The sequence below is a fragment of the Pseudomonas chlororaphis genome (genome assembly GCF_001921865.1).
Classification (GTDB): domain Bacteria; phylum Pseudomonadota; class Gammaproteobacteria; order Pseudomonadales; family Pseudomonadaceae; genus Aquipseudomonas; species Aquipseudomonas chlororaphis_D.
Genome location: NZ_MSCT01000014.1, coordinates 12,246 through 28,797, shown reverse-complemented (window position 1 = coordinate 28,797; position 16,552 = coordinate 12,246). Strand labels below are relative to the sequence as shown.

Sequence of the window (16,552 nt, the reverse complement as noted above, 5' to 3'; positions counted from 1 at the left end):
ACGCCCTCTGTCTCAAGGGCTTGCACGGGTTTTATCGAGCAGGCCCTTTGGGTTTTTCACTGTCGAAAAATCCTGTGCGTCCTTCGCGGCATCAGTCGTGCAAAAGGTTCGAACCGTATTCGTTGTAGCTATTGCCCAGGGCAGAGGCACTGCCGCCGGTGCTCAACTGCGTGTAGTGGCCGCCCAGCTTGCAGGCGTCGGAGAAACAGGAGCGTGTGGTCGGGGTGCCGGAGCACGCACTCAGGACTAATGCCGTGGCGATCAACACCACTTTTATGCCGCTTGCTTTCATGCTGGGAACCCCTTGGCCAAAACGCAGGATCGTCGATTCGTGGGCAAATCCTACGCCCTCTCTTTGGGCTGTGCCTATAAATGCGTGTATCGTTTTTGAAATGTTCAGGGACGCGGTTCGTTGGAAAAGGGCGGTACACTGCTCGCCATGCCCCGGCTGGCCAAGCGGGGGATCAACCAAGGAAGCGTTTCAGTGATTATTCAAAGTGCGCCACCCAAGCTGTCTTACGCGGAGCTGGCCAAGATCGTCGAGCAGAAAAGGGCGGTGGAGCAGGTCAACCTGCTTGAAGCCAAATTGAACCCGAGTTTTCTCGCCCGGCTGGAAGCCGCGACAGAAAGCGCCGATGCGGCGCAGGACGTTCAGCCGGTTTTCCCTATCGAAGTCTGATCGACGTTGCCCCCTCCAAAGCCCGGCCAGCCGCCGGGCTTTTTGCTTTTGGCAGCTAACCCAGGCGGGCGCCTGCTCCAGGGGCAGGCGCTCGCGGCTGGTTATTCAAGGCCCGGCCGATTCATGGCGAATCAGTCAGGAGACGTGCGGGATCTCGTCGATAAACGCGATCCGCTCACCGTTGTGGAAGACTTCAACCGCGGTGTAGAGCGGCGATCCGGGCGGCAGCACCCGGGTGAACCGTACTTGCGTGCAGGTGATCTGCTGAATCCATTGCCCGGGCCTTTGGAACAGGTGCAGCTCCAGCTGGAGTATGGCCGGGTTGATACCTTGCGGGACTCGCACCGTCAGGTAGGCCTTGACGCCCGGGTTGGCGACTTCAATATCGCCTACCACATGCAGTTCGTTCGGTCTGGGGGGCATCGTGTCGAGCCAGGCATGCCAGTTTTTGCAGTTCGTGGTCATTTTTCCGTTCCTTGAGAAATGAAGCTCGAAGCTTGAAATACTGCGGTTTCGCATGGCGCTTCGTGTGCCATCGAATCGAATGCCTGGCGCCGAGGGGCTCTCTCTCCTTATTTCGAGAGGGGCGCAGGGAGACCGAGCGAATGCGGCCGGAAGTTCCTTCATTTATAGGTGTAGATGAGGCGCGGGGCAGGCCGCCGCGGCCTGGACGAACGGTATACGCCGAGCCGTTGGAGTGGCCTTGATTCAAGGCTCCTGCCGATGCCGGACAAACGGGCTGTAGCTTGGGGCGTCGGGTTTCAAGCTCAGCCCGTCGGTAAAGTCCTGGGCCTGGTTGAACGGAATCGCCGGCCATTGCTCCCAGCGGACGAGCCGTGCCCGGTAATTGAGGGTTCGCTGTTCGAGGCGGGTGCGCTGTCGCTCTTCGGCTTCGGCAGATAGCCCGCCACGAACGCCATGGATGAGATAAGGCTCGAGTACCTCGAAGCCGATGTAATGCAGCGAATGCAGGATCGGCCATAGCAACAGTCGCATATCGCCGTCGCGGCCGTCGGGCGCACAGGCTTGCTCCGAGGCACCGGCGGTGGAGACCACCAGCGCTTTTTTGCCGCGCATGACCCCTTGTTCATGTCGGCGTCGGCTCTCGTACAACCCGCCATAGACGAATACCCGATCCATCCAGCCCTTGAGGATGGCCGGCGCGCCGAACCACCAGAAGGGAAACTGCACGATCAGTGCATCGGCCTGTAACAGCAGTTCGATATGGCGATCGATTTCGGGAGCCAGGGTTTGTTGATTCCAGTGATGACGCTGTTCGCGCATCGCGTCGAATTTCTCGCGGTCTTGCCGGCTGGAGTAGTGCCAGTCGCCCTCTCGCGGGTCGAACCCCTCTGCATAAAGATCGACGACAGTGACTGCATGTCCTTGTTCTCGCCAAGTGTCCCGGGCTTGCTGCGCCAGGTGGCTATTGAAGGATTTCTGCTCGGGATGGGCCACGACTATTAGCACCTGCATGGGGGATCTCCTTAAACTGGCCCTCGATCCTGTACCCGCCTTTTTTTTCTGACAATTACGCACCTTGAGGTAACCACCATGGCGTTTCCGGGGGATGTCTACGTCAGCAATTGTTCTGCGCGCGATGCGCTGGAGTTGATCTCCGGCAAATGGGTGATGCTGATCTTGCCGGCGATTGCCGAGCGACCGATGCGCAACGGCGAGCTGCTTCGGCGTATCCAGGGTATTTCGCAGAAGGTGCTGACCCAGACCCTGCGACGTCTGGAGCGCCATGGCTTGATCGAGCGACAGGACTTCGCCGAGAAGCCTGCGCATGTCGAGTATCGGCTGACGGCGGTGGCCTGCTCACTGGTCGAGACCCTCGCCACGCTGGATCGTTGGGCCGAGCATCATTTTCCGCAACTGGATGCTGCTCGCGAACGTTACGACGCCAGGCACATGAGCCCGTCCTCAGCCAGCTGCGGACCGTGCGTACAGGATGAATGAACCCAGCCGGTGCCCGCAACGAGGTGACAATCAACAGGAATATCAACCCGAGGCCTTACACGAGAAACAGCTGAGTGACTCCTGTAGTTCACGGCGTGGGTCCCGGAAGAGTCGGTACAGAGCGGGGAACCAAGTGGCGGGAGACTGTCTACAGTTTGGGTGTCATGGCATATGGCACTACGGCTGGAACCTTGCAGAGGACTGCACAGATGACGACTCGTTCGGTAGTAGCTCTTGTCACAAGCGTCGCGTTTTTATTCGGCTCCGCTGCCTTGTATGCCGACCCGGGCAATGGCAAGGGCAATCCCCATGGCAATCAGGGCGGGCAGGGCAATAAGGGCAAACAGTCCCAGGACTATCGCCAGGGCGGGCGCTACGACGGGCCGCAGATCGATGTCGGTGGCGTGCGGGTCATCATCGGCGATAGCCGTGACTACTGGTCCCCGGGGCCGGCCTTGCCACCTGGCATTCAGAAGAACCTGGCGCGGGGTAAACCCTTGCCGCCGGGGATCGCCAAAAAACTCGATGGCCGAATGCTTGGCAGGCTACCGCACTACGACGGCTACGAATGGCAACAGGCGGGCACCGATTTGATCCTGGTGGCTCTGGCGACAGGGCTGATCTACGAAGTCTTGCACGACGCCCTGGACTGACCCTCGTCTCGAAAGAAAAGCCCGGTACGCAACCGGGCTTTGCCGCGCATGACCAACCTCTCCGCGTTTTCACTGCCATGGCCTGAAATACGGGTTCCGTTGTTGTCGGCCGCTGCCTTGGCAATGGCCAAGGGCCTGTCCCTCCTGTGTCGCCAAGGCGCCTGATCCGATTGTTCACCGGTGCGTTTCGGACGTCTCTTAAGGACGCTGCTTTTGCGCCGTTCTATGGTTGCGCAAGTCGCCTTGTCCGTTGTCTTCGAGGACGTCGGTAGCCATTTTCGTGAGAAAGGCATGGGGCGACAGGAGCGGGGCGGCGGCCTGGTCGCGGCTCCGGGTCGAACCGATCTGCATTCACTGAAAGGAATAAACAATGCCTGCTCAAAGCGTTGGCAAGTTCTTCGATTTTCGCGCCAGGGTCGTCGCTTCCTCGTGGAACGTCGCTCCTGAAATCGGCCTGGGCATGGGCGTCGTGCCCGAACCCTCACACCGGCGTTCCAGTGGCATGGAGCAGGTGATCGAGCTGGGGACACTGAAGATCGAGGAACTACAGGCCGGCGGCAGCGGCCCACGGCCGTTCAACATCGAGTTGGACGAAGCGCGACTCAAGGAGGCGAAAAAGGTCCGGCTGCATTTTGATGGCATTACCAGCGATGGGGTAACGCTGATGAACGATTACGAAGGCAGTGGCGCGGCGCGAAATGTCGGGGTTCAGCTGCTCGATAGCCAGGGCAAGGTCTTGCATCTGGGGGGCGAGGGGCAGATCGAGTTTCCGGCGGTGGAAGGTCTGCAATTGACCTTCGCGGCCAGGCTGGTGTGTACCAGCGGGCCGGTGGAGGCCGGCGAGTTTTCCTCGTTTTCCGAGTGCGCGATCAGTTATGCCTGATGGCTGGCGCGGGATTCATGCTGCGGGTGCGCGGCGAATTTTTCCTGACGTCAACAAGGTGACGATTCGGCCATGACCAGAAAAAATATGTGGTTATTTAATGGCTTACAAAATATTTAGGGTAAAAATAACCTCAAAATATATTGTTACAAGTTCTCATAAGCGTTAACATAGCCCTGCGTTCACCTACCACGGTTTATGCATTTTTAGCCCCAAGTGTCCATCAGCTGCTTGGGCTTTTTTTTGCCTGGAATTTGCCTTTGCGCTCCAGCGCGGTCTTTCCCGTTTCGCCAGCAAGGCAAAAAAAAGCCCGCGGGGAGCGGGCCAATAGTTGAATGAGCAGGGTTCAATCTACACACCCGGCGCGCAGCTCACAGTGAAAGAAATTTCATCCTTCCAAGACGGCCCGCTATTTCCCCAAACGCGCCGGTCGGCTTGGGTTCAATAACCGCCGCCCATGCTCCCCGTACCGCCTGAACTGCTGCCCGGCGCCCTGGCTTTTTGCTGGGCGTGGCTCCACTCGGCGCAGGTGATGAAACTGGTGTGATCGACTTTACCGTTGCCGTCGAAGCTGACATTGAACGACTGCTTGCGACCGGCCTGGGTGAGCGCATAGTCGAAGCAGGTCCCCAACTCCACGGTACGCGGTGTAACGGCCAGGGGTTCGCCGCCGATCTGCCGTACTTGCTCCTGGGTCATCCCGGTCTCGACGTTCGCCACCAGCGGCTGGTTGCGGTAGACATGGGAATCGCTGGTGCACGCGGCAAGGGCAGGCAACAGGGCGATCATGACGACACAGGCTTTATTCATGGCAGGGCTCCCGAGGGCGGCGTCGCGAATGGAGGGGCGAAGGCCTCGTTTGAATTAAAGGCGAGTTCCGAGCGTGGCGAGCGGTATTGGCGAAAGGGGGGAGGGAGCGCGACGGATAAACTAAGGAGTGGCGGATAAACAAAAAGCCCGCGCGGGCGGGCTTTTTGCAGAGGGGGAGCTGATCCGTCAGCTGGGGCCAGTGTGCGCTTGCGCCATGGCCCAGGCAATGACAGGGCGACGAAACGCAGGCCTTGCCCCGGGCTGATAACGCCGCTCCCGATTCGGCATGCCAATACCTTTCAAAATGCCATAAGCACTGCATTGGAACGGGCTTTTGGCTAGTTACCGAGGGTGAACTTGAGGTCGCTGAAGCTCCAGCTGGATTTGTAGGGTCGGTAACAGCCGGGCTGGTTGGCAGGCGTCGAATCGCAAGAGACGGCGCTGATGTCGGTTTTCCGTTCCCGTTGCTGGCTGTCGCTGTAGCTGGCGCACCCTGACAGGCAGAGTACTAGCAGGGCGACCATTCCTTTGCGGCTGATCATGGGACGATCCTCGAGTGAAAGGTTCAAGCATAGTCGCATCTCGCTGGTGAACCGTCTTCTGAGTCGCCCGGCGATGGATGGAACTCCCGACCACGCCGACCGGGTGTAAGGTGTTGGCGACACCCTCGGACGATCTCTACCGGAAGGGAGGCGATTATGAGTGTTCCAATGCTGAACAAGATGCACATGAACGGCTATGACGTGCTCAGCGTCAACAGCGGCCCCTGGCGGGTCTGCACCAAGGGCGACCGGCTCGCTTCGTTCGCTACTCGGGAAGAAGCCCTGGCCTACGCGGCCACCTTGCCAGCCTGCAAGACCGCGGCGCGCGCGGCTAATAGCCGATAACGCCAGCTGCGACCTGGCCCGACAGCCCGGCCCTGTGCCGTGGCTGCCGGGCTTTCTTTTGCCCGGCCGCACGCCGGCGGTCTGTTACCATCGCGTTTTTTTGCGGCGCCTCCCGGGTTCAGGGCCACGGCGCCGTGTCAGTTGAAAGGAGAAAGGCTGTGATTGTTACGACCACCCACGCGATCCAGGGGCGCGAGATTGCCGAGTACCTGGATATCGTGAGCGCCGAGTCCGTGCAGGGGATCAACGTGGTGCGCGATGTCTTTGCCGGGCTGCGCGACTTTTTCGGCGGGCGTTCCCAGACCCTGGAGCGGGCCTTGAAGGAAGCCCGGGTGCAGGCGACCGACGAACTCAGGGAGCGCGCCAGCGAGCTGCGCGCGGACGCGGTGGTCGGCCTGGACTACGAGATCAGCATGCCGGGCGGTCGTGGCGGCATGTTGGTGGTGTTTGTCACCGGCACGGCGGTGCGGCTCAAGTGACGCCGGCCGGTTAGCCAGGATGAAAGGCCCCGCCACTGCGCGGGGCTTTTTTATGTCGGCTTCTGCTTCGCTGCCTGTTCGGCTCGCAAGCCCGGGTAGCGCAGCAGGTTGATGACGGTGGTCAAGGCCACCGAGTGGTTTCTTCGGTTGGGGTAGTACAGAAAGAAGCCGGGAAACGGTGGGCACCAATCGTCCAGGACCCGTTCCAGCCTCCCGCTGGCGAGATGCCCGGCGACGTCCTGCTCGAAGGCAAAGGCGATGCCGACATGGGCCAGGGCGGCTTGCCGCATCAGGTAGGCATCATCCAGTACTAGCGGTCCTTCCACCGAGACCGAAAGGACGTTCTCGCCCTTCTGGAATTTCCATTTGTAGCGTTCGCCCGAAGACGCCTTGCGCCAACCGATGCAACGATGTTCGACCAGGTCCTCCGGGTGGTGCGGCCGGCCGTGGCGTTGGAAGTACTCCGGGGTGGCGACGATGGCCAGGCGCAGGTCCGGACTGATTCGCACGGCACGCATGTCGTTCTGAATGTCTTCGCCGAGGCGGATTCCCGCGTCGAAGCCGTGCTCGACGATATTGACGAACCCTTCGTCCGCGACGATTTCCAGGGTGATGCCCGGGTAGTCGCGGGCCAGTTCCTCCAGGCGAGGGGCAATGGCCTGCTGGATTGCGGTGCGCGGAGCGTTGATCCGCACCACGCCACGGGGGGTGTCGCGAAAGGTATTGAGGCTTTCCAGCGCGGTGGCGATATCGGTAAAGGCCGGGGTGAGCCCGGCCAGCAGATGCTTGCCGGCCTCGGTCGGCGATACGTTGCGCGTGGTGCGGTTGAGCAGGCGAATGCCGACTTGAGCTTCCAGCTCCCGCAAGGTGTGGCTGAGCGTGGGTGGGGTCACGCCGAGCAAGGCGGCCGCGCGCCTGAAGCTACGTTCCTGGGCTATCGCGACGAAGGCGGCCAGTCCTGTCAGGTCGGTCTTTTTCATGGGATTGTGAAAATATTTTTACCAATGAGATAGATTTTTTCCGGATAGTGCGTTACTGGGCAACAAAATAGCATGGGCGGGAAATCAACCTCCAGGTAGCCCAGCCATGACCGCTAGCACAGCCTCTGCTCACGACACTTCACACAAACGCCTTGAAGGGAAAGTGGCCCTGGTGACCGGCGGCGGCACCGGCATCGGCCGCGCCGCGGTATTGGCTTATGCACGAGAGGGCGCGACGGTGGTACTGGCCGGGCGGCGCGCCGCCGAGATCGAAGCCACGGCCCGCGAAGTGGCTGCGGCGGGCGGCGAAGCCCTGGCGGTCGCCGCAGACGTTTCCCGGGAGGAGCAGGTCCGGCGCTTGATCGCCACGGTCCAGGACCGTTATGGCCGGCTGGATATCGCCTTCAACAATGCCGGCGTGCTCGGCAACTTCGCGCCGATTACCGAGCAGACCAGCGCCGACTTCGACGCGGTGATCGCCACCAACCTCAAAGGCGTGTGGCTCTCGATCAAGTACGAAATCGAAGCGTTCCTGGCCCAGGATTTCGCCGGGGTCATTGTCAACACCTCGTCCTGGCTCGCCAGTGGCGCGTTGCCCGGATCGTCCAGCTACTCCGCCAGCAAGGGCGCGCTGGATGCGCTTATTCGCGCCGTGGCCCTGGAGTACGGAGGGCAGGGCGTGCGTATCAACAACATCAACCCCGGCATCATTGAAACGCCGATGGCGCACAGCAGCGTGACGGATATTTCCGCCTTCGCCCCGTTCGTCCAGCACACCCCCGTCAAGCGGCTCGGCCAGCCTGAGGACGTGGCGGATGTCGCCGTCTGGCTGTCGACGGACGACGCGCGTTTCGTCACCGGCCAGAGCCTGCTCGTGGATGGCGGCTACACCATCGCCGGCCTGCGTTTGCAGGAGGCGCTGCGATGAATTATCTGCGCCTGGGCAACAGTGGTTTGCAGGTGTCGCCGCTCTGCCTGGGCTGCATGACCTATGGCAATCCGGCCTGGCGGCCCTGGGTGCTGCGCGAGGACGAGGCCCGGCCCTTCATCCGGCAAGCGCTGGAGGCGGGCATCAACTTTTTCGACACGGCCGATATCTACTCCGCGGGCCAAAGCGAGCGGATCCTGGGGCGCGCGCTCAAGGACTTCGCGCGCCGTGACGACCTGGTGATCGCCACCAAGGCCTATTTCCCCATGGACGACCAACCCAACAACCGCGGCTTGTCGCGCAAACACATCCTGCAGAGTGTCGAGGCGTCGCTGCGGCGACTGGGCACGGACTACCTCGATCTGTTCGTCATTCATCGTTTCGACGAGCACACCCCGATCGAGGAAACGGCCGAGGCCCTCGACGCGGTGGTGCGGGCAGGCAAGGTTCGCTATCTGGGCGCCTCTTCGATGCACGCCTGGCGGTTTATGAAAATGCTCGCGTTCCAGCGCCATCATCGGCTGGCGCCTTTCATCGCCATGCAGAGCCAGTACAACCTGATGACCCGGGAAGATGAGGACGAGCTGATACCGCTTTGCCGGGAAGAAGGCATCGGCCTGACGCCCTGGTCGCCCTTGGGGCGCGGCCTGCTGGCCGGGGCGCGGAAGGCCGGCACGCTGCGGGCCGGGACGGATGAGCAAACGCCGCAATGGTATGGCGGCCGCGACGAGGTGGAACGCACCCTGGCGGCGGTCGAGGGCGTTGCCGGGGCGCGGGGCGTTCCGTCGGCCCAGGTCGCCCTGGCCTGGTTGGGCACGAGGGTGGGCGTCACGGCACCGATCGTGGGCCTGTCCAAGCCGCACCATCTTCAGGATGCGCTCAGCGCCATTTCACTCAGGCTTTCCGAGGCCGAGATCGCTCTGCTCGAGGCACCGATAAACCAGCGTGCGCGCCCTGCGCGCTGGTAGGGCGCCGGGGTGAACGCGGCCTATTCACAGGAGGTATCCGATGTCAGGCAGAACAGGCTTTCGCGAAATGCTGGCAATGTTGCTGGCGCTCATGACGCTGGCGGCCGCGGCCTTCGTGCCCACGGCAGGCGCCGACTCAGGCTGTACGCCCGGCACGCTGACCTTGCCATCGGGGGCCCTGTACCCCAACGGTATCGCCCGGGCCGCCGATGGCACGCTGTATGTCGGCCTGGTCACCAGCGGCCAGATCCTGCGCAAGCCACCGCACGAGGCGTGGCAAACCTTGTTCAAGGGTTCCGATACGGTTTTCGCTTCGACGACGTTGAGGCTGGACGAACGCCGCGGCCTGCTGTGGGGCAACTCGCCGGATTTCCTGCCGACGGGTAAAAGCCGTGCGCATCGGATATTTGCCCTGGATATCGCAACGGCAACGGTCACGCGAAACCTGGTGTTACCGGCCGGCACCATGGGCAACGATATCGTGCTGGCGCCGGACGGCACGGTGTATCTGACCGAGACCAAAGTCGGCAGCATCCTGCGGCTGGGGCCGGACGACCGCGATTTCCAGTGGGTGCTGCGCGATGCGCGCCTGGCCGGGCCTGGGGGGCTCGGCGCTTCGGGCATTGTCCGCGAAGAGGACGGCACCCTGATGGTGGCCAATTTTGGAACGGGGAAAATCTACATCCTTGGCAATGCGCAGCAGGTGCCGCGCCTGCGTGAGATGGAGTTGCCCCGCACGCTGGAAAACCCGGATGGCATGGGACTGGCGCCCGACGGCTCGTTGATCGTGTTGGAGAACGCTATCCAGAGCGGCCAGGGCAAGGTCTTGCGCATCGCCGAGCCGCTGGCCCCTGGGCGGCGCGTCATCGAGGTGATCCGCGAAGGCCTGGAGTCCCCCGTCAACCTGACCATCACCGCACAGGGCTGTGCGTTCGTCAGCGAAGCGCGCATCCGCCACCGTTTGCTGGCGGGGCACGAAGCCGAGGTGCCCGAGCGGTTCCAGATCCATGAAATTCCTCTGGGGATACGCTGACTGGTTTTTGCCGCGCCCATAAAAAAGACCCACCGGGGGAGCGGTGGGCCAGTCGGGAGTCTTCAATAAGCGCGACCACTGTAGCGAGGGCGAGGCGGCCGCACAGTGAAAGAAATTTCATCTTCGCGGCGCGGTTTGCCCAGGCCGATTGCCCGCGGTTTCAGGCGCGGCGGCTGGCGGCGTTGAGCCGGCGGCATTCGTGCAGGGCATCTGCCTCGAGGTCGTAGCCGTCGCCGATGAAACCGTCGGTGCGGGTGTCGGCGATGCGGTACCAATAGGCGGCGATCGGCGCGCCGTGGGCCGCTTCGCCGGCGCGCCGGCCTTGAATGATGATCTTGTTGCAGCGCTTTACGACAAAAATGTCTTCCATGGCGCTTCCCTAGTTGATAGCTGCTCAGAGCAACTATAGAAGCAACTTTGAAATTCGCGCAAAAGCCGGTTCATGGGCGCTCCTCGTGCAGCGCCCAGCCGGACGGGGTCCATTGCAGGCGATGGGTGGGCGCCATGGCCGCGAGGAAGTCGCGGTCGTGGGAGACCACCAGCATCGCGCCGGGGAAATCGCGCAAGGCGCTTTCGAAGGCTTCGATCGACTCCAGGTCCAAGTGGTTGGTCGGCTCGTCCAGCAGCAACAGCCTGGCCGGCGTGTCGCGCCACAAGGCGATCGCCAGCGCGGCCTTGAGGCGTTCGCCGCCGCTGAGCTGGCCACAGGGCCGGGTGACTTGCCGGGCGTCGAGTTGCAGCCAGGCCAGGCGGCTGCGCAGTAGGCCTTCCTGCAACGGCCTGTCGCGCGCCTCCAGGTGGTCGAGGACCGAGCGTTGCGGGTCGAGCAGCGACAGGCGCTGGTCCAGGCAGGCGCTGGGCACCCGCACGTGGCAGCGGCCGCTCAGCGGCTGGATCTCGCCGGCGAGCATCCTCAGCAAGGTGGATTTTCCGCAGCCGTTGGGCCCGCTGACTGCAATACGCATTGGCCCGCTGACGCTCAGGTCCAGGTAGCTTGTGGCCGCTTCGGGCGCCAGCCAGGGCAGCTGCGCGTGGCTCAGGCAGAACAGCTGCTGGCCCTGGGGCACGGCGGTGCCGGGCAGCGTCACCAGGGTCGGCGCGTCCGGCACCACCCGCGCGTAGGCGTCGCGCACCTGTTGATCCAGCCGGTCCTTGTGGCCCTGCTGGCGATGGCGCACCTGGCCCATGATATTGCGCGCTGCGCCTTTGATCTTCGCTCGCTCGAAGCCCGAGACATTGGCGGTTTCGGCATAACGCCGGGCGCCGGCGGCGTGGCGCTGAATGGTGTCGTGTTCGCGTTGCAGGCGTTTCTGTTCGCGGCCGCGCTCGGTGCGGGCATGCTCGAGGGCGGCCCGGGCCGCGCCGTGTTCGGCGGCGCGCTGGGCACGGAACGCCGCGTAGTCGCCGCCGTAACTTCGCGCGCCCTGCGGGGTGAGTTCGACGATGCGTTGCATCTGCATCAGCAACTGGCGGTCGTGGCTGATCAGGATCAGGCCGCCGCGCCACTGCTGTAGCTGGGTTTGCAGCCACTGGCGGCCGGGCGCGTCGAGGTGGTTGCTGGGTTCGTCGAGTATCAGCAACTGGGCATCGCTGAGCAGGGCGCCGATCAGCGCGATACGCGCCCGCTGCCCGCCGCTGAGGCTGGCGGCCGGGGTGTCGGCGTCGACGGCGTCGAGCCCGGCTTCGTCGAGCAGGCGGCGCAGGCGTTCGCCCAGGTCCCAGCGCTCGTCGACCTGTGCCAGGTCGGCCAGCGAAGCCTGGCCCGCGGCGAGTCGCCCAAGGGCCGCCAGGGCCTCGGCCACGCCGGCGACCTCGGCAACGCTCTGGCCGTGCTCGGCCAGCTGTTCCTGGGCCACATAGGCCGTGGGGACGAAGCGCGTGACGCTGCCCGAGGAGGGGAAAAGCTCGCCGGCGATCAGCCGGGCGAGCACGCTCTTGCCGGCGCCATTGCGCCCGACGATGCCAGTGGGCTGGGCGTCGAAGGTCAGGTCGAGCGAGTCGAACAGGGTTTCGCCGTGGGCGAACTGGAATGTCAGCTGGTTCAGGGAAACCAGCGCAGGCAGCCGGGTGACGTGAGTCATCAGCACCTCCGGAAAATGTCGGAAAAGGCCAACAAGCGCTGCAAGGCGGCTTGTCGCGAATACATTTCTGGAAGGCTTAGTGGTTCACGTCGGCAATCGTCCGATGACGGGGAAGGGCGGCTAGCCTAACGCGCGGGTGTGCGGGCCGGCAAGCGGCGGTGTGGCAGGGAGTGCCGCTGGGTGGCTATCGCGAGCAAGCTCGCTCCTGCATGGGAACGCGTCTAGCGGTTGAAGCACGGTCAGGCGAGCACCGCCACCGCCTTGATCTGCGCCCACAGCTGTTGCCCGGGGTGCAGTTGCAGCTGGTCGCGGGAGTAGCGGGTGATCCGCGCCAGCAACGGGCTGCCGGCGACGTCCAGGCGCACCAGGACATGGGCGGTATTGTCGGCGGGAATTTCGCCGCTGACCGTCACCGGCAGGCGATTGAGGATGCTGCTGTGCTCGCCGGCCTGCAGGCTGAGGCTGACGTCCCGCGCCTGGACCTTGAAGCGCAGGTGCTTGCCGACGGCCAGGGCTTCGTGGGCGACCCGTACCCGCAGCTGGCTGCCGGGCAGTTGCAGGGCCAGCAGTTGGTAGCCGGCGTCGTAGTGCGCGACCTGGCCCTCGATCACCACGCCGGCATCGTCGCCCAGCGCCAGGGGCAGGTCGAGGCGCGCCAGGGTCTCGCCGATCGGCCCGCTGGCCAGGGCCCGGCCGTTTTCCAGCAGCACGATATGGTCGGCCAGGCGCGCCACTTCGTCCTGGGAATGGCTGACGTACAGCACCGGGATATCCAGCTCGTCGTGCAGGCGTTCGAGGTAGGGCAGGATCTCGCCCTTGCGTTTGTTGTCGAGGGCCGCCAGGGGTTCGTCCATCAGCAGCAGCCGCGGGCTGGTCAGCAGCGCACGGGCAATGCCGATGCGTTGGCGCTCGCCGCCGGACAGGTTGTGCGGCTGGCGCTGCAACAGGTGGCCGATGCCCAGCAGTTCGGTGGCCTGGGCCATGTCGACCCGGCGTTGCGCGCGCGGGATGCGTTTGAGGCCGAACTCCAGGTTGGCCTGCACCGACAGGTGGGTGAACAGGCTGGCTTCCTGGAATACATACCCCAGGGAGCGCTTGTGCGGCGCCAGAAACAGCCGGCGCTGGCTGTCCTGCCAGACTTCGTCGTTGATTCGCACCAGGCCTTGCTCGGCCTGTTCCAGGCCGGTGATGCAGCGCAGGCAGGTGGTCTTGCCGGAACCGGAATGCCCGTACAGCGCGGTGATGCCGCGCCCCGGCAGTTGCAGGTCGAGGTCGAGGTCGAAGGTTTTATAGCGGCGCTTGAGGCGCACATGGATCGCAGGGCTCATGGCTCAACTCCAGCCGGCGCGGGTCTTGCGGCTGGAGTACAGGGCCAGCAGCACCAGGAACGAGAACACCAGCATGGCGGCGGCCAGCCAATGGGCCTGGGCGTATTCCAGGGCCTCGACGTGATCGTAGATCTGCACCGAGACCACCCGGGTCTTCTCGGGAATATTGCCGCCGATCATCAGCACCACGCCGAATTCGCCGACGGTATGGGCAAAACCGAGGATCGCCGCGGTGATGAAGCCCGGTCGGGCCAGGGGCAGGATCACCGTGAAAAAGGTGTCCCAGGGATTGGCGCGCAAGGTCGCCGCGACTTCCAGCGGGCGCGTGCCGATGGCGGAGAAGGCATTCTGCAGCGGCTGCACGACGAAGGGCATGGAGTAGATCACCGAGCCGATCACCAGGCCGCTGAAACTGAAGGTCAGGGTCCCCAGGCCGAGGGCCTGGGTGAGCTGGCCAATGTAACCGTTGGGGCCGAGGGCGAGCAGCAGGTAGAAACCGATCACCGTCGGCGGCAGGACCAGGGGCAGGGCGACGACGGCGCCGATCGGCCCCCGCAGCCACGAGCGAGTGCGCGACAGCCATAACGCAATCGGCGTACCGACGATCAACAGGATCAGGGTCGTCAGCGACGCCAGTTGCAGCGTCAGCCAGATGGCGGAAAAGTCGGCACTCGATAGCGGCATTTAGAGTTGGTAACCGTAGGACTTGATGATGGCCGCGGCTTTCGGTCCCTTGAGGTAGTCAACCAGCGCCTTGGCCGCCGGGTTGTCCTTGCCCTTGTTGAGGATCACCGCGTCTTGCTTGATCGGGTCGTGCATGTCGGCCGGTACGATCCAGGCCGAGCCGCTGCTGACTTTGCCGTCTTTATAGATCTGCGACAAGGCGACAAAGCCCAGTTCGGCGTTGCCGGTGGACACGAATTGGTAGGCCTGGGTGATGTTCTGGCCTTCGACGATCTTGGCCTTGACCTGCTCGGTCAGGCCCAGCTTGGCCAGGACCTGGGTGGCGGCCAGGCCGTAAGGCGCGGCTTTCGGGTTGGCGATGGACAGGTGCTGGTACTGGTTGTCCTTGAGCACTTGGCCCTTGCCGTCGACGTAGCCGTCCTTGGCCGACCACAGCGCCAGGGTGCCGATGGCGTAGGTGAAGCGCGAGCCCTTGACGGTGTCGCCTTCGCTGTCGAGTTTTTCCGGGGTGCTGTCGTCGGCGGCGAGGAACACCTCGAACGGCGCGCCGTTCTTGATCTGGGTGTAGAACTGCCCGGTGGCGCCATAGGCGGCCACCAGCTTGTGCCCGGTGTCTTTCTCGAAGTCGGCGGCGATGGCCTGGATCGGCGCGGTGAAGTTGGCGGCGACCGCCACCTGGACCTCGGCGGCCTGGGCCGAGCCCAGGGCGAATACGGCAAGCAGGGCGGCGAGGCAAGTCGGGGCAAAACCTGAGGCACGTTTGATCATGGAACGGCTCCGTCGAGGGCAAATGCGTGGGCAATTTTATTAGGAATGGGTGCTGCGCCAGCGCGGGATAACGCTGTATAGAGAAATATATAGCGAATCGGCGACGAACGGAACTTTATTGCTCGGCGAAGCCCGTGAGCCGCGCGCAGGACGCGGCCCGCGGGGCCTTCAGCGCCTGTTCAAGCGGGCCAGGGCCTGCTCGGCCAGTTGCCGGGTCAGCTCGAAGGCTGGCAGTTCGACGCCCAGGCGCAGGGCCTGGCCGGCCCAGAGGTTGGCGAAGTCGGCTTCGTCCTTGGCCCGTAGCGGCATCAGTGCGCCGCCCGCCAGGGGGAAGGCCGGCGCCAGTGGGCTGATCGGGCCTATTTCGCGCATCACCCGGTTGACGATGCCCCGCGCCGGGCGGCCGGTGAACAGGTTGGTCAACGCGGTCTGGCTGTCCTTGGCGCTGCGCAGGGCCTTGTGGTGGGCCGCCGTGACCTTGGCCTCCGGAGTGAACAGGTAGGCGGTGCCCAGTTGCACCGCCGAAGCGCCGAGGGCAAAGGCCGCGACGATGCCGCGGGCGTCGCCGATGCCGCCGGCGGCGATCACCGGCACCTTCACCGCATCGGCGATCTGCGGCACCAGGGCCATGGTGCCGACCTGGGTGTTGAGGTCGTCGCTGAGGAAGATCGGCCGATGGCCGCCGGCCTCGTTGCCCATGGCGATGATCGCGTCGCAACCGCCTTGCTCCAGCCAGAGGGCTTCATCGACCGTACTGGCCGACGACAGGATCTTCGCCCCGGTAGCCTTGACCCGTGCCAGCAGCGCAGGCTCCGGCAGGCCGAAGTGGAAGCTGACGATTTCCGGGCGCAGCTCTTCCACCAGTTCGCAGCTGACCAGGTCGAAAGGAGCCCGGCTGCTGACGGGCGTGGGGGCCTCGAAGTCGGCGCCCAGCTCGCGGTAGTAGGGTTCAAGGGCGGCTTTCCAGCGCGCGGCGCGCTCGGTGTCGGGGGCTGGCATCTGGTGGCAGAAGAAGTTCAGGTTCAGCGGCGCGGCAGTGGCCTGGCGGATGGTCTGGACTTCCTGGCGAATCTGTTCGGGCGTGAGCATCGCGCAGGGCAGGGAACCCAGGCCGCCGGCCCTGGCGACGGCAATCACCATGGCCGAGGTGGTTACCCCGGCCAGGGGGCCTTGAATGATCGGCAGTTGAATGCCCAGCAAATCGAGAATGCGGGTGTCAGGCCATTGGCTCATGAGCGAAGTTCTCCGGCGGCGCGGCGGGTGGATGACGACAGCGCAAGGGTTGTATCAGGAGTGGGCCGGGAAAGGCCAGTCGACTTTTTGCGGGCAAGGCTCGGCGCCCGGTATGGTCGCGGCTCGCGAAAACACCGTGTGGCGTTGTGCCGAAGGGCGAAGAAGGTGTTGCCTTGTGACGCACTGCTCACGTTCA

21 protein-coding genes are annotated in these 16,552 nt (G+C 63.9%); 9 read left to right on the top strand and 12 right to left on the bottom strand.

The window, feature by feature from the left end; translation table 11 throughout:
• Positions 1 to 91: 91 nt before the first annotated feature.
• The gene (locus tag BTN82_RS16705; protein WP_075120235.1) at positions 92 to 292 is read right to left on the bottom strand and encodes a hypothetical protein; all 201 of its coding nucleotides are present in this window, start codon (positions 290 to 292) and stop codon (positions 92 to 94) included.
• A gap of 120 nt (positions 293 to 412) precedes the next feature.
• Between BTN82_RS16705 and BTN82_RS16700 the strand changes: the two genes are divergently transcribed.
• A complete protein-coding gene (locus BTN82_RS16700) occupies positions 413 to 679 on the top strand; it encodes a hypothetical protein (protein ID WP_261792988.1) in 267 nt (88 codons plus the stop codon).
• A gap of 135 nt (positions 680 to 814) precedes the next feature.
• Here BTN82_RS16700 and BTN82_RS16695 read toward each other — a convergent pair whose 3' ends face one another.
• The gene (locus BTN82_RS16695; protein WP_075120233.1) at positions 815 to 1,144 is read right to left on the bottom strand and encodes a hypothetical protein; all 330 of its coding nucleotides are present in this window, start codon (positions 1,142 to 1,144) and stop codon (positions 815 to 817) included.
• Between the two features lie 243 nt (positions 1,145 to 1,387).
• On the bottom strand, positions 1,388 to 2,155 hold the full coding sequence (locus tag BTN82_RS16690) for an NAD(P)H-dependent oxidoreductase (RefSeq protein ID WP_075120232.1): 768 nt from the start codon (positions 2,153 to 2,155) through the stop codon (positions 1,388 to 1,390).
• A gap of 78 nt (positions 2,156 to 2,233) precedes the next feature.
• Between BTN82_RS16690 and BTN82_RS16685 the strand changes: the two genes are divergently transcribed.
• The 3 genes from BTN82_RS16685 to BTN82_RS16675 all read left to right on the top strand — a co-directional run bounded on the left by BTN82_RS16685 (position 2,234) and on the right by BTN82_RS16675 (position 4,177).
• Positions 2,234 to 2,641 carry a winged helix-turn-helix transcriptional regulator gene (locus BTN82_RS16685; RefSeq protein ID WP_075120231.1) on the top strand — a complete coding sequence of 136 codons (408 nt, stop codon included), beginning with the start codon at positions 2,234 to 2,236 and terminating at the stop codon, positions 2,639 to 2,641.
• A 164-nt stretch (positions 2,642 to 2,805) separates the two neighbouring features.
• Positions 2,806 to 3,294 (top strand): anti-virulence regulator CigR family protein, encoded by a 489-nt coding sequence (locus tag BTN82_RS16680; protein WP_410002820.1) that lies wholly within the window; start codon positions 2,806 to 2,808, stop codon positions 3,292 to 3,294.
• Positions 3,295 to 3,664: 370 nt separating this feature from the next.
• On the top strand, positions 3,665 to 4,177 hold the full coding sequence (locus BTN82_RS16675) for a fimbrial protein (protein WP_075120229.1): 513 nt from the start codon (positions 3,665 to 3,667) through the stop codon (positions 4,175 to 4,177).
• 441 nt (positions 4,178 to 4,618) lie between these two features.
• Here BTN82_RS16675 and osmE read toward each other — a convergent pair whose 3' ends face one another.
• On the bottom strand, positions 4,619 to 4,987 hold the full coding sequence (osmE, locus tag BTN82_RS16670; protein ID WP_075120228.1) for an osmotically-inducible lipoprotein OsmE: 369 nt from the start codon (positions 4,985 to 4,987) through the stop codon (positions 4,619 to 4,621).
• A gap of 338 nt (positions 4,988 to 5,325) precedes the next feature.
• Positions 5,326 to 5,529, bottom strand: coding sequence for a hypothetical protein (locus tag BTN82_RS16665; protein WP_075120227.1), 204 nt, complete (start codon positions 5,527 to 5,529; stop codon positions 5,326 to 5,328).
• Positions 5,530 to 5,685: 156 nt separating this feature from the next.
• Here BTN82_RS16665 and BTN82_RS16660 point away from each other — a divergent pair, with 156 nt between their 5' ends.
• Together BTN82_RS16660 and BTN82_RS16655 are read left to right on the top strand one after the other, a co-directional pair.
• Complete coding sequence (locus tag BTN82_RS16660; RefSeq protein ID WP_075120226.1) at positions 5,686 to 5,874, top strand: DUF2188 domain-containing protein; 189 nt, start codon at positions 5,686 to 5,688, stop codon at positions 5,872 to 5,874.
• Positions 5,875 to 6,032: 158 nt separating this feature from the next.
• Positions 6,033 to 6,353: a YbjQ family protein gene (locus tag BTN82_RS16655; RefSeq protein ID WP_075120225.1), complete on the top strand. Its 321-nt coding sequence runs from the start codon at positions 6,033 to 6,035 to the stop codon at positions 6,351 to 6,353.
• 50 nt (positions 6,354 to 6,403) lie between these two features.
• Here BTN82_RS16655 and BTN82_RS16650 read toward each other — a convergent pair whose 3' ends face one another.
• Positions 6,404 to 7,333, bottom strand: a complete 930-nt coding sequence (locus BTN82_RS16650) for a LysR family transcriptional regulator (protein WP_075120224.1) — start codon at positions 7,331 to 7,333, stop codon at positions 6,404 to 6,406.
• Positions 7,334 to 7,439: 106 nt separating this feature from the next.
• Here BTN82_RS16650 and BTN82_RS16645 point away from each other — a divergent pair, with 106 nt between their 5' ends.
• The 3 genes from BTN82_RS16645 (at position 7,440) to BTN82_RS16635 (ending at position 10,262) form a co-directional block, all read left to right on the top strand.
• Positions 7,440 to 8,261: an SDR family NAD(P)-dependent oxidoreductase gene (locus BTN82_RS16645; protein WP_075120223.1), complete on the top strand. Its 822-nt coding sequence runs from the start codon at positions 7,440 to 7,442 to the stop codon at positions 8,259 to 8,261.
• On the top strand, positions 8,258 to 9,229 hold the full coding sequence (locus BTN82_RS16640; protein WP_075120222.1) for an aldo/keto reductase: 972 nt from the start codon (positions 8,258 to 8,260) through the stop codon (positions 9,227 to 9,229). The genes BTN82_RS16645 and BTN82_RS16640 overlap by 4 nt, the downstream gene beginning before the upstream one ends.
• A 67-nt stretch (positions 9,230 to 9,296) precedes the next feature.
• Positions 9,297 to 10,262: a hypothetical protein gene (locus tag BTN82_RS16635; RefSeq protein ID WP_075120221.1), complete on the top strand. Its 966-nt coding sequence runs from the start codon at positions 9,297 to 9,299 to the stop codon at positions 10,260 to 10,262.
• Positions 10,263 to 10,422: 160 nt separating this feature from the next.
• Here BTN82_RS16635 and BTN82_RS16630 read toward each other — a convergent pair whose 3' ends face one another.
• The 6 genes from BTN82_RS16630 to BTN82_RS16605 all read right to left on the bottom strand — a co-directional run bounded on the left by BTN82_RS16630 (position 10,423) and on the right by BTN82_RS16605 (position 16,356).
• Complete coding sequence (locus tag BTN82_RS16630) at positions 10,423 to 10,632, bottom strand: hypothetical protein (protein WP_075120220.1); 210 nt, start codon at positions 10,630 to 10,632, stop codon at positions 10,423 to 10,425.
• Positions 10,633 to 10,702: 70 nt separating this feature from the next.
• Positions 10,703 to 12,343, bottom strand: coding sequence for an ABC-F family ATP-binding cassette domain-containing protein (locus BTN82_RS16625; RefSeq protein ID WP_075120219.1), 1,641 nt, complete (start codon positions 12,341 to 12,343; stop codon positions 10,703 to 10,705).
• 239 nt (positions 12,344 to 12,582) lie between these two features.
• A complete protein-coding gene (gene modC / locus BTN82_RS16620; protein ID WP_075120218.1) occupies positions 12,583 to 13,671 on the bottom strand; it encodes a molybdenum ABC transporter ATP-binding protein in 1,089 nt (362 codons plus the stop codon).
• Between the two features lie 3 nt (positions 13,672 to 13,674).
• Positions 13,675 to 14,355, bottom strand: coding sequence for a molybdate ABC transporter permease subunit (modB, locus tag BTN82_RS16615; RefSeq protein WP_075120217.1), 681 nt, complete (start codon positions 14,353 to 14,355; stop codon positions 13,675 to 13,677).
• The gene (gene modA / locus BTN82_RS16610) at positions 14,356 to 15,123 is read right to left on the bottom strand and encodes a molybdate ABC transporter substrate-binding protein (RefSeq protein ID WP_075120216.1); all 768 of its coding nucleotides are present in this window, start codon (positions 15,121 to 15,123) and stop codon (positions 14,356 to 14,358) included.
• 168 nt (positions 15,124 to 15,291) lie between these two features.
• Positions 15,292 to 16,356 (bottom strand): NAD(P)H-dependent flavin oxidoreductase, encoded by a 1,065-nt coding sequence (locus BTN82_RS16605; protein ID WP_075120215.1) that lies wholly within the window; start codon positions 16,354 to 16,356, stop codon positions 15,292 to 15,294.
• Positions 16,357 to 16,552: the final 196 nt, after the last annotated feature.

What these genes read in the sequence shown, in the direction of transcription:
- BTN82_RS16680 (WP_410002820.1), top strand. Translation starts at nt 2,806, where the DNA reads ATGGCATATGGCACTACGGCTGGAACCTTGCAGAGGACTGCACAGATG.
- BTN82_RS16635 (WP_075120221.1), top strand. Translation starts at nt 9,297, where the DNA reads ATGCTGGCAATGTTGCTGGCGCTCATGACGCTGGCGGCCGCGGCCTTC.
- BTN82_RS16690 (WP_075120232.1), bottom strand. Translation starts at nt 2,155, where the DNA reads ATGCAGGTGCTAATAGTCGTGGCCCATCCCGAGCAGAAATCCTTCAAT.
- modB (WP_075120217.1), bottom strand. Translation starts at nt 14,355, where the DNA reads ATGCCGCTATCGAGTGCCGACTTTTCCGCCATCTGGCTGACGCTGCAA.
- BTN82_RS16650 (WP_075120224.1), bottom strand. Translation starts at nt 7,333, where the DNA reads ATGAAAAAGACCGACCTGACAGGACTGGCCGCCTTCGTCGCGATAGCC.
- BTN82_RS16665 (WP_075120227.1), bottom strand. Translation starts at nt 5,529, where the DNA reads ATGATCAGCCGCAAAGGAATGGTCGCCCTGCTAGTACTCTGCCTGTCA.
- BTN82_RS16630 (WP_075120220.1), bottom strand. Translation starts at nt 10,632, where the DNA reads ATGGAAGACATTTTTGTCGTAAAGCGCTGCAACAAGATCATCATTCAA.
- modC (WP_075120218.1), bottom strand. Translation starts at nt 13,671, where the DNA reads ATGAGCCCTGCGATCCATGTGCGCCTCAAGCGCCGCTATAAAACCTTC.
- modA (WP_075120216.1), bottom strand. Translation starts at nt 15,123, where the DNA reads ATGATCAAACGTGCCTCAGGTTTTGCCCCGACTTGCCTCGCCGCCCTG.
- BTN82_RS16625 (WP_075120219.1), bottom strand. Translation starts at nt 12,343, where the DNA reads ATGACTCACGTCACCCGGCTGCCTGCGCTGGTTTCCCTGAACCAGCTG.
- BTN82_RS16675 (WP_075120229.1), top strand. Translation starts at nt 3,665, where the DNA reads ATGCCTGCTCAAAGCGTTGGCAAGTTCTTCGATTTTCGCGCCAGGGTC.
- BTN82_RS16705 (WP_075120235.1), bottom strand. Translation starts at nt 292, where the DNA reads ATGAAAGCAAGCGGCATAAAAGTGGTGTTGATCGCCACGGCATTAGTC.
- BTN82_RS16640 (WP_075120222.1), top strand. Translation starts at nt 8,258, where the DNA reads ATGAATTATCTGCGCCTGGGCAACAGTGGTTTGCAGGTGTCGCCGCTC.
- BTN82_RS16660 (WP_075120226.1), top strand. Translation starts at nt 5,686, where the DNA reads ATGAGTGTTCCAATGCTGAACAAGATGCACATGAACGGCTATGACGTG.
- BTN82_RS16605 (WP_075120215.1), bottom strand. Translation starts at nt 16,356, where the DNA reads ATGAGCCAATGGCCTGACACCCGCATTCTCGATTTGCTGGGCATTCAA.
- BTN82_RS16695 (WP_075120233.1), bottom strand. Translation starts at nt 1,144, where the DNA reads ATGACCACGAACTGCAAAAACTGGCATGCCTGGCTCGACACGATGCCC.
- osmE (WP_075120228.1), bottom strand. Translation starts at nt 4,987, where the DNA reads ATGAATAAAGCCTGTGTCGTCATGATCGCCCTGTTGCCTGCCCTTGCC.
- BTN82_RS16645 (WP_075120223.1), top strand. Translation starts at nt 7,440, where the DNA reads ATGACCGCTAGCACAGCCTCTGCTCACGACACTTCACACAAACGCCTT.
- BTN82_RS16685 (WP_075120231.1), top strand. Translation starts at nt 2,234, where the DNA reads ATGGCGTTTCCGGGGGATGTCTACGTCAGCAATTGTTCTGCGCGCGAT.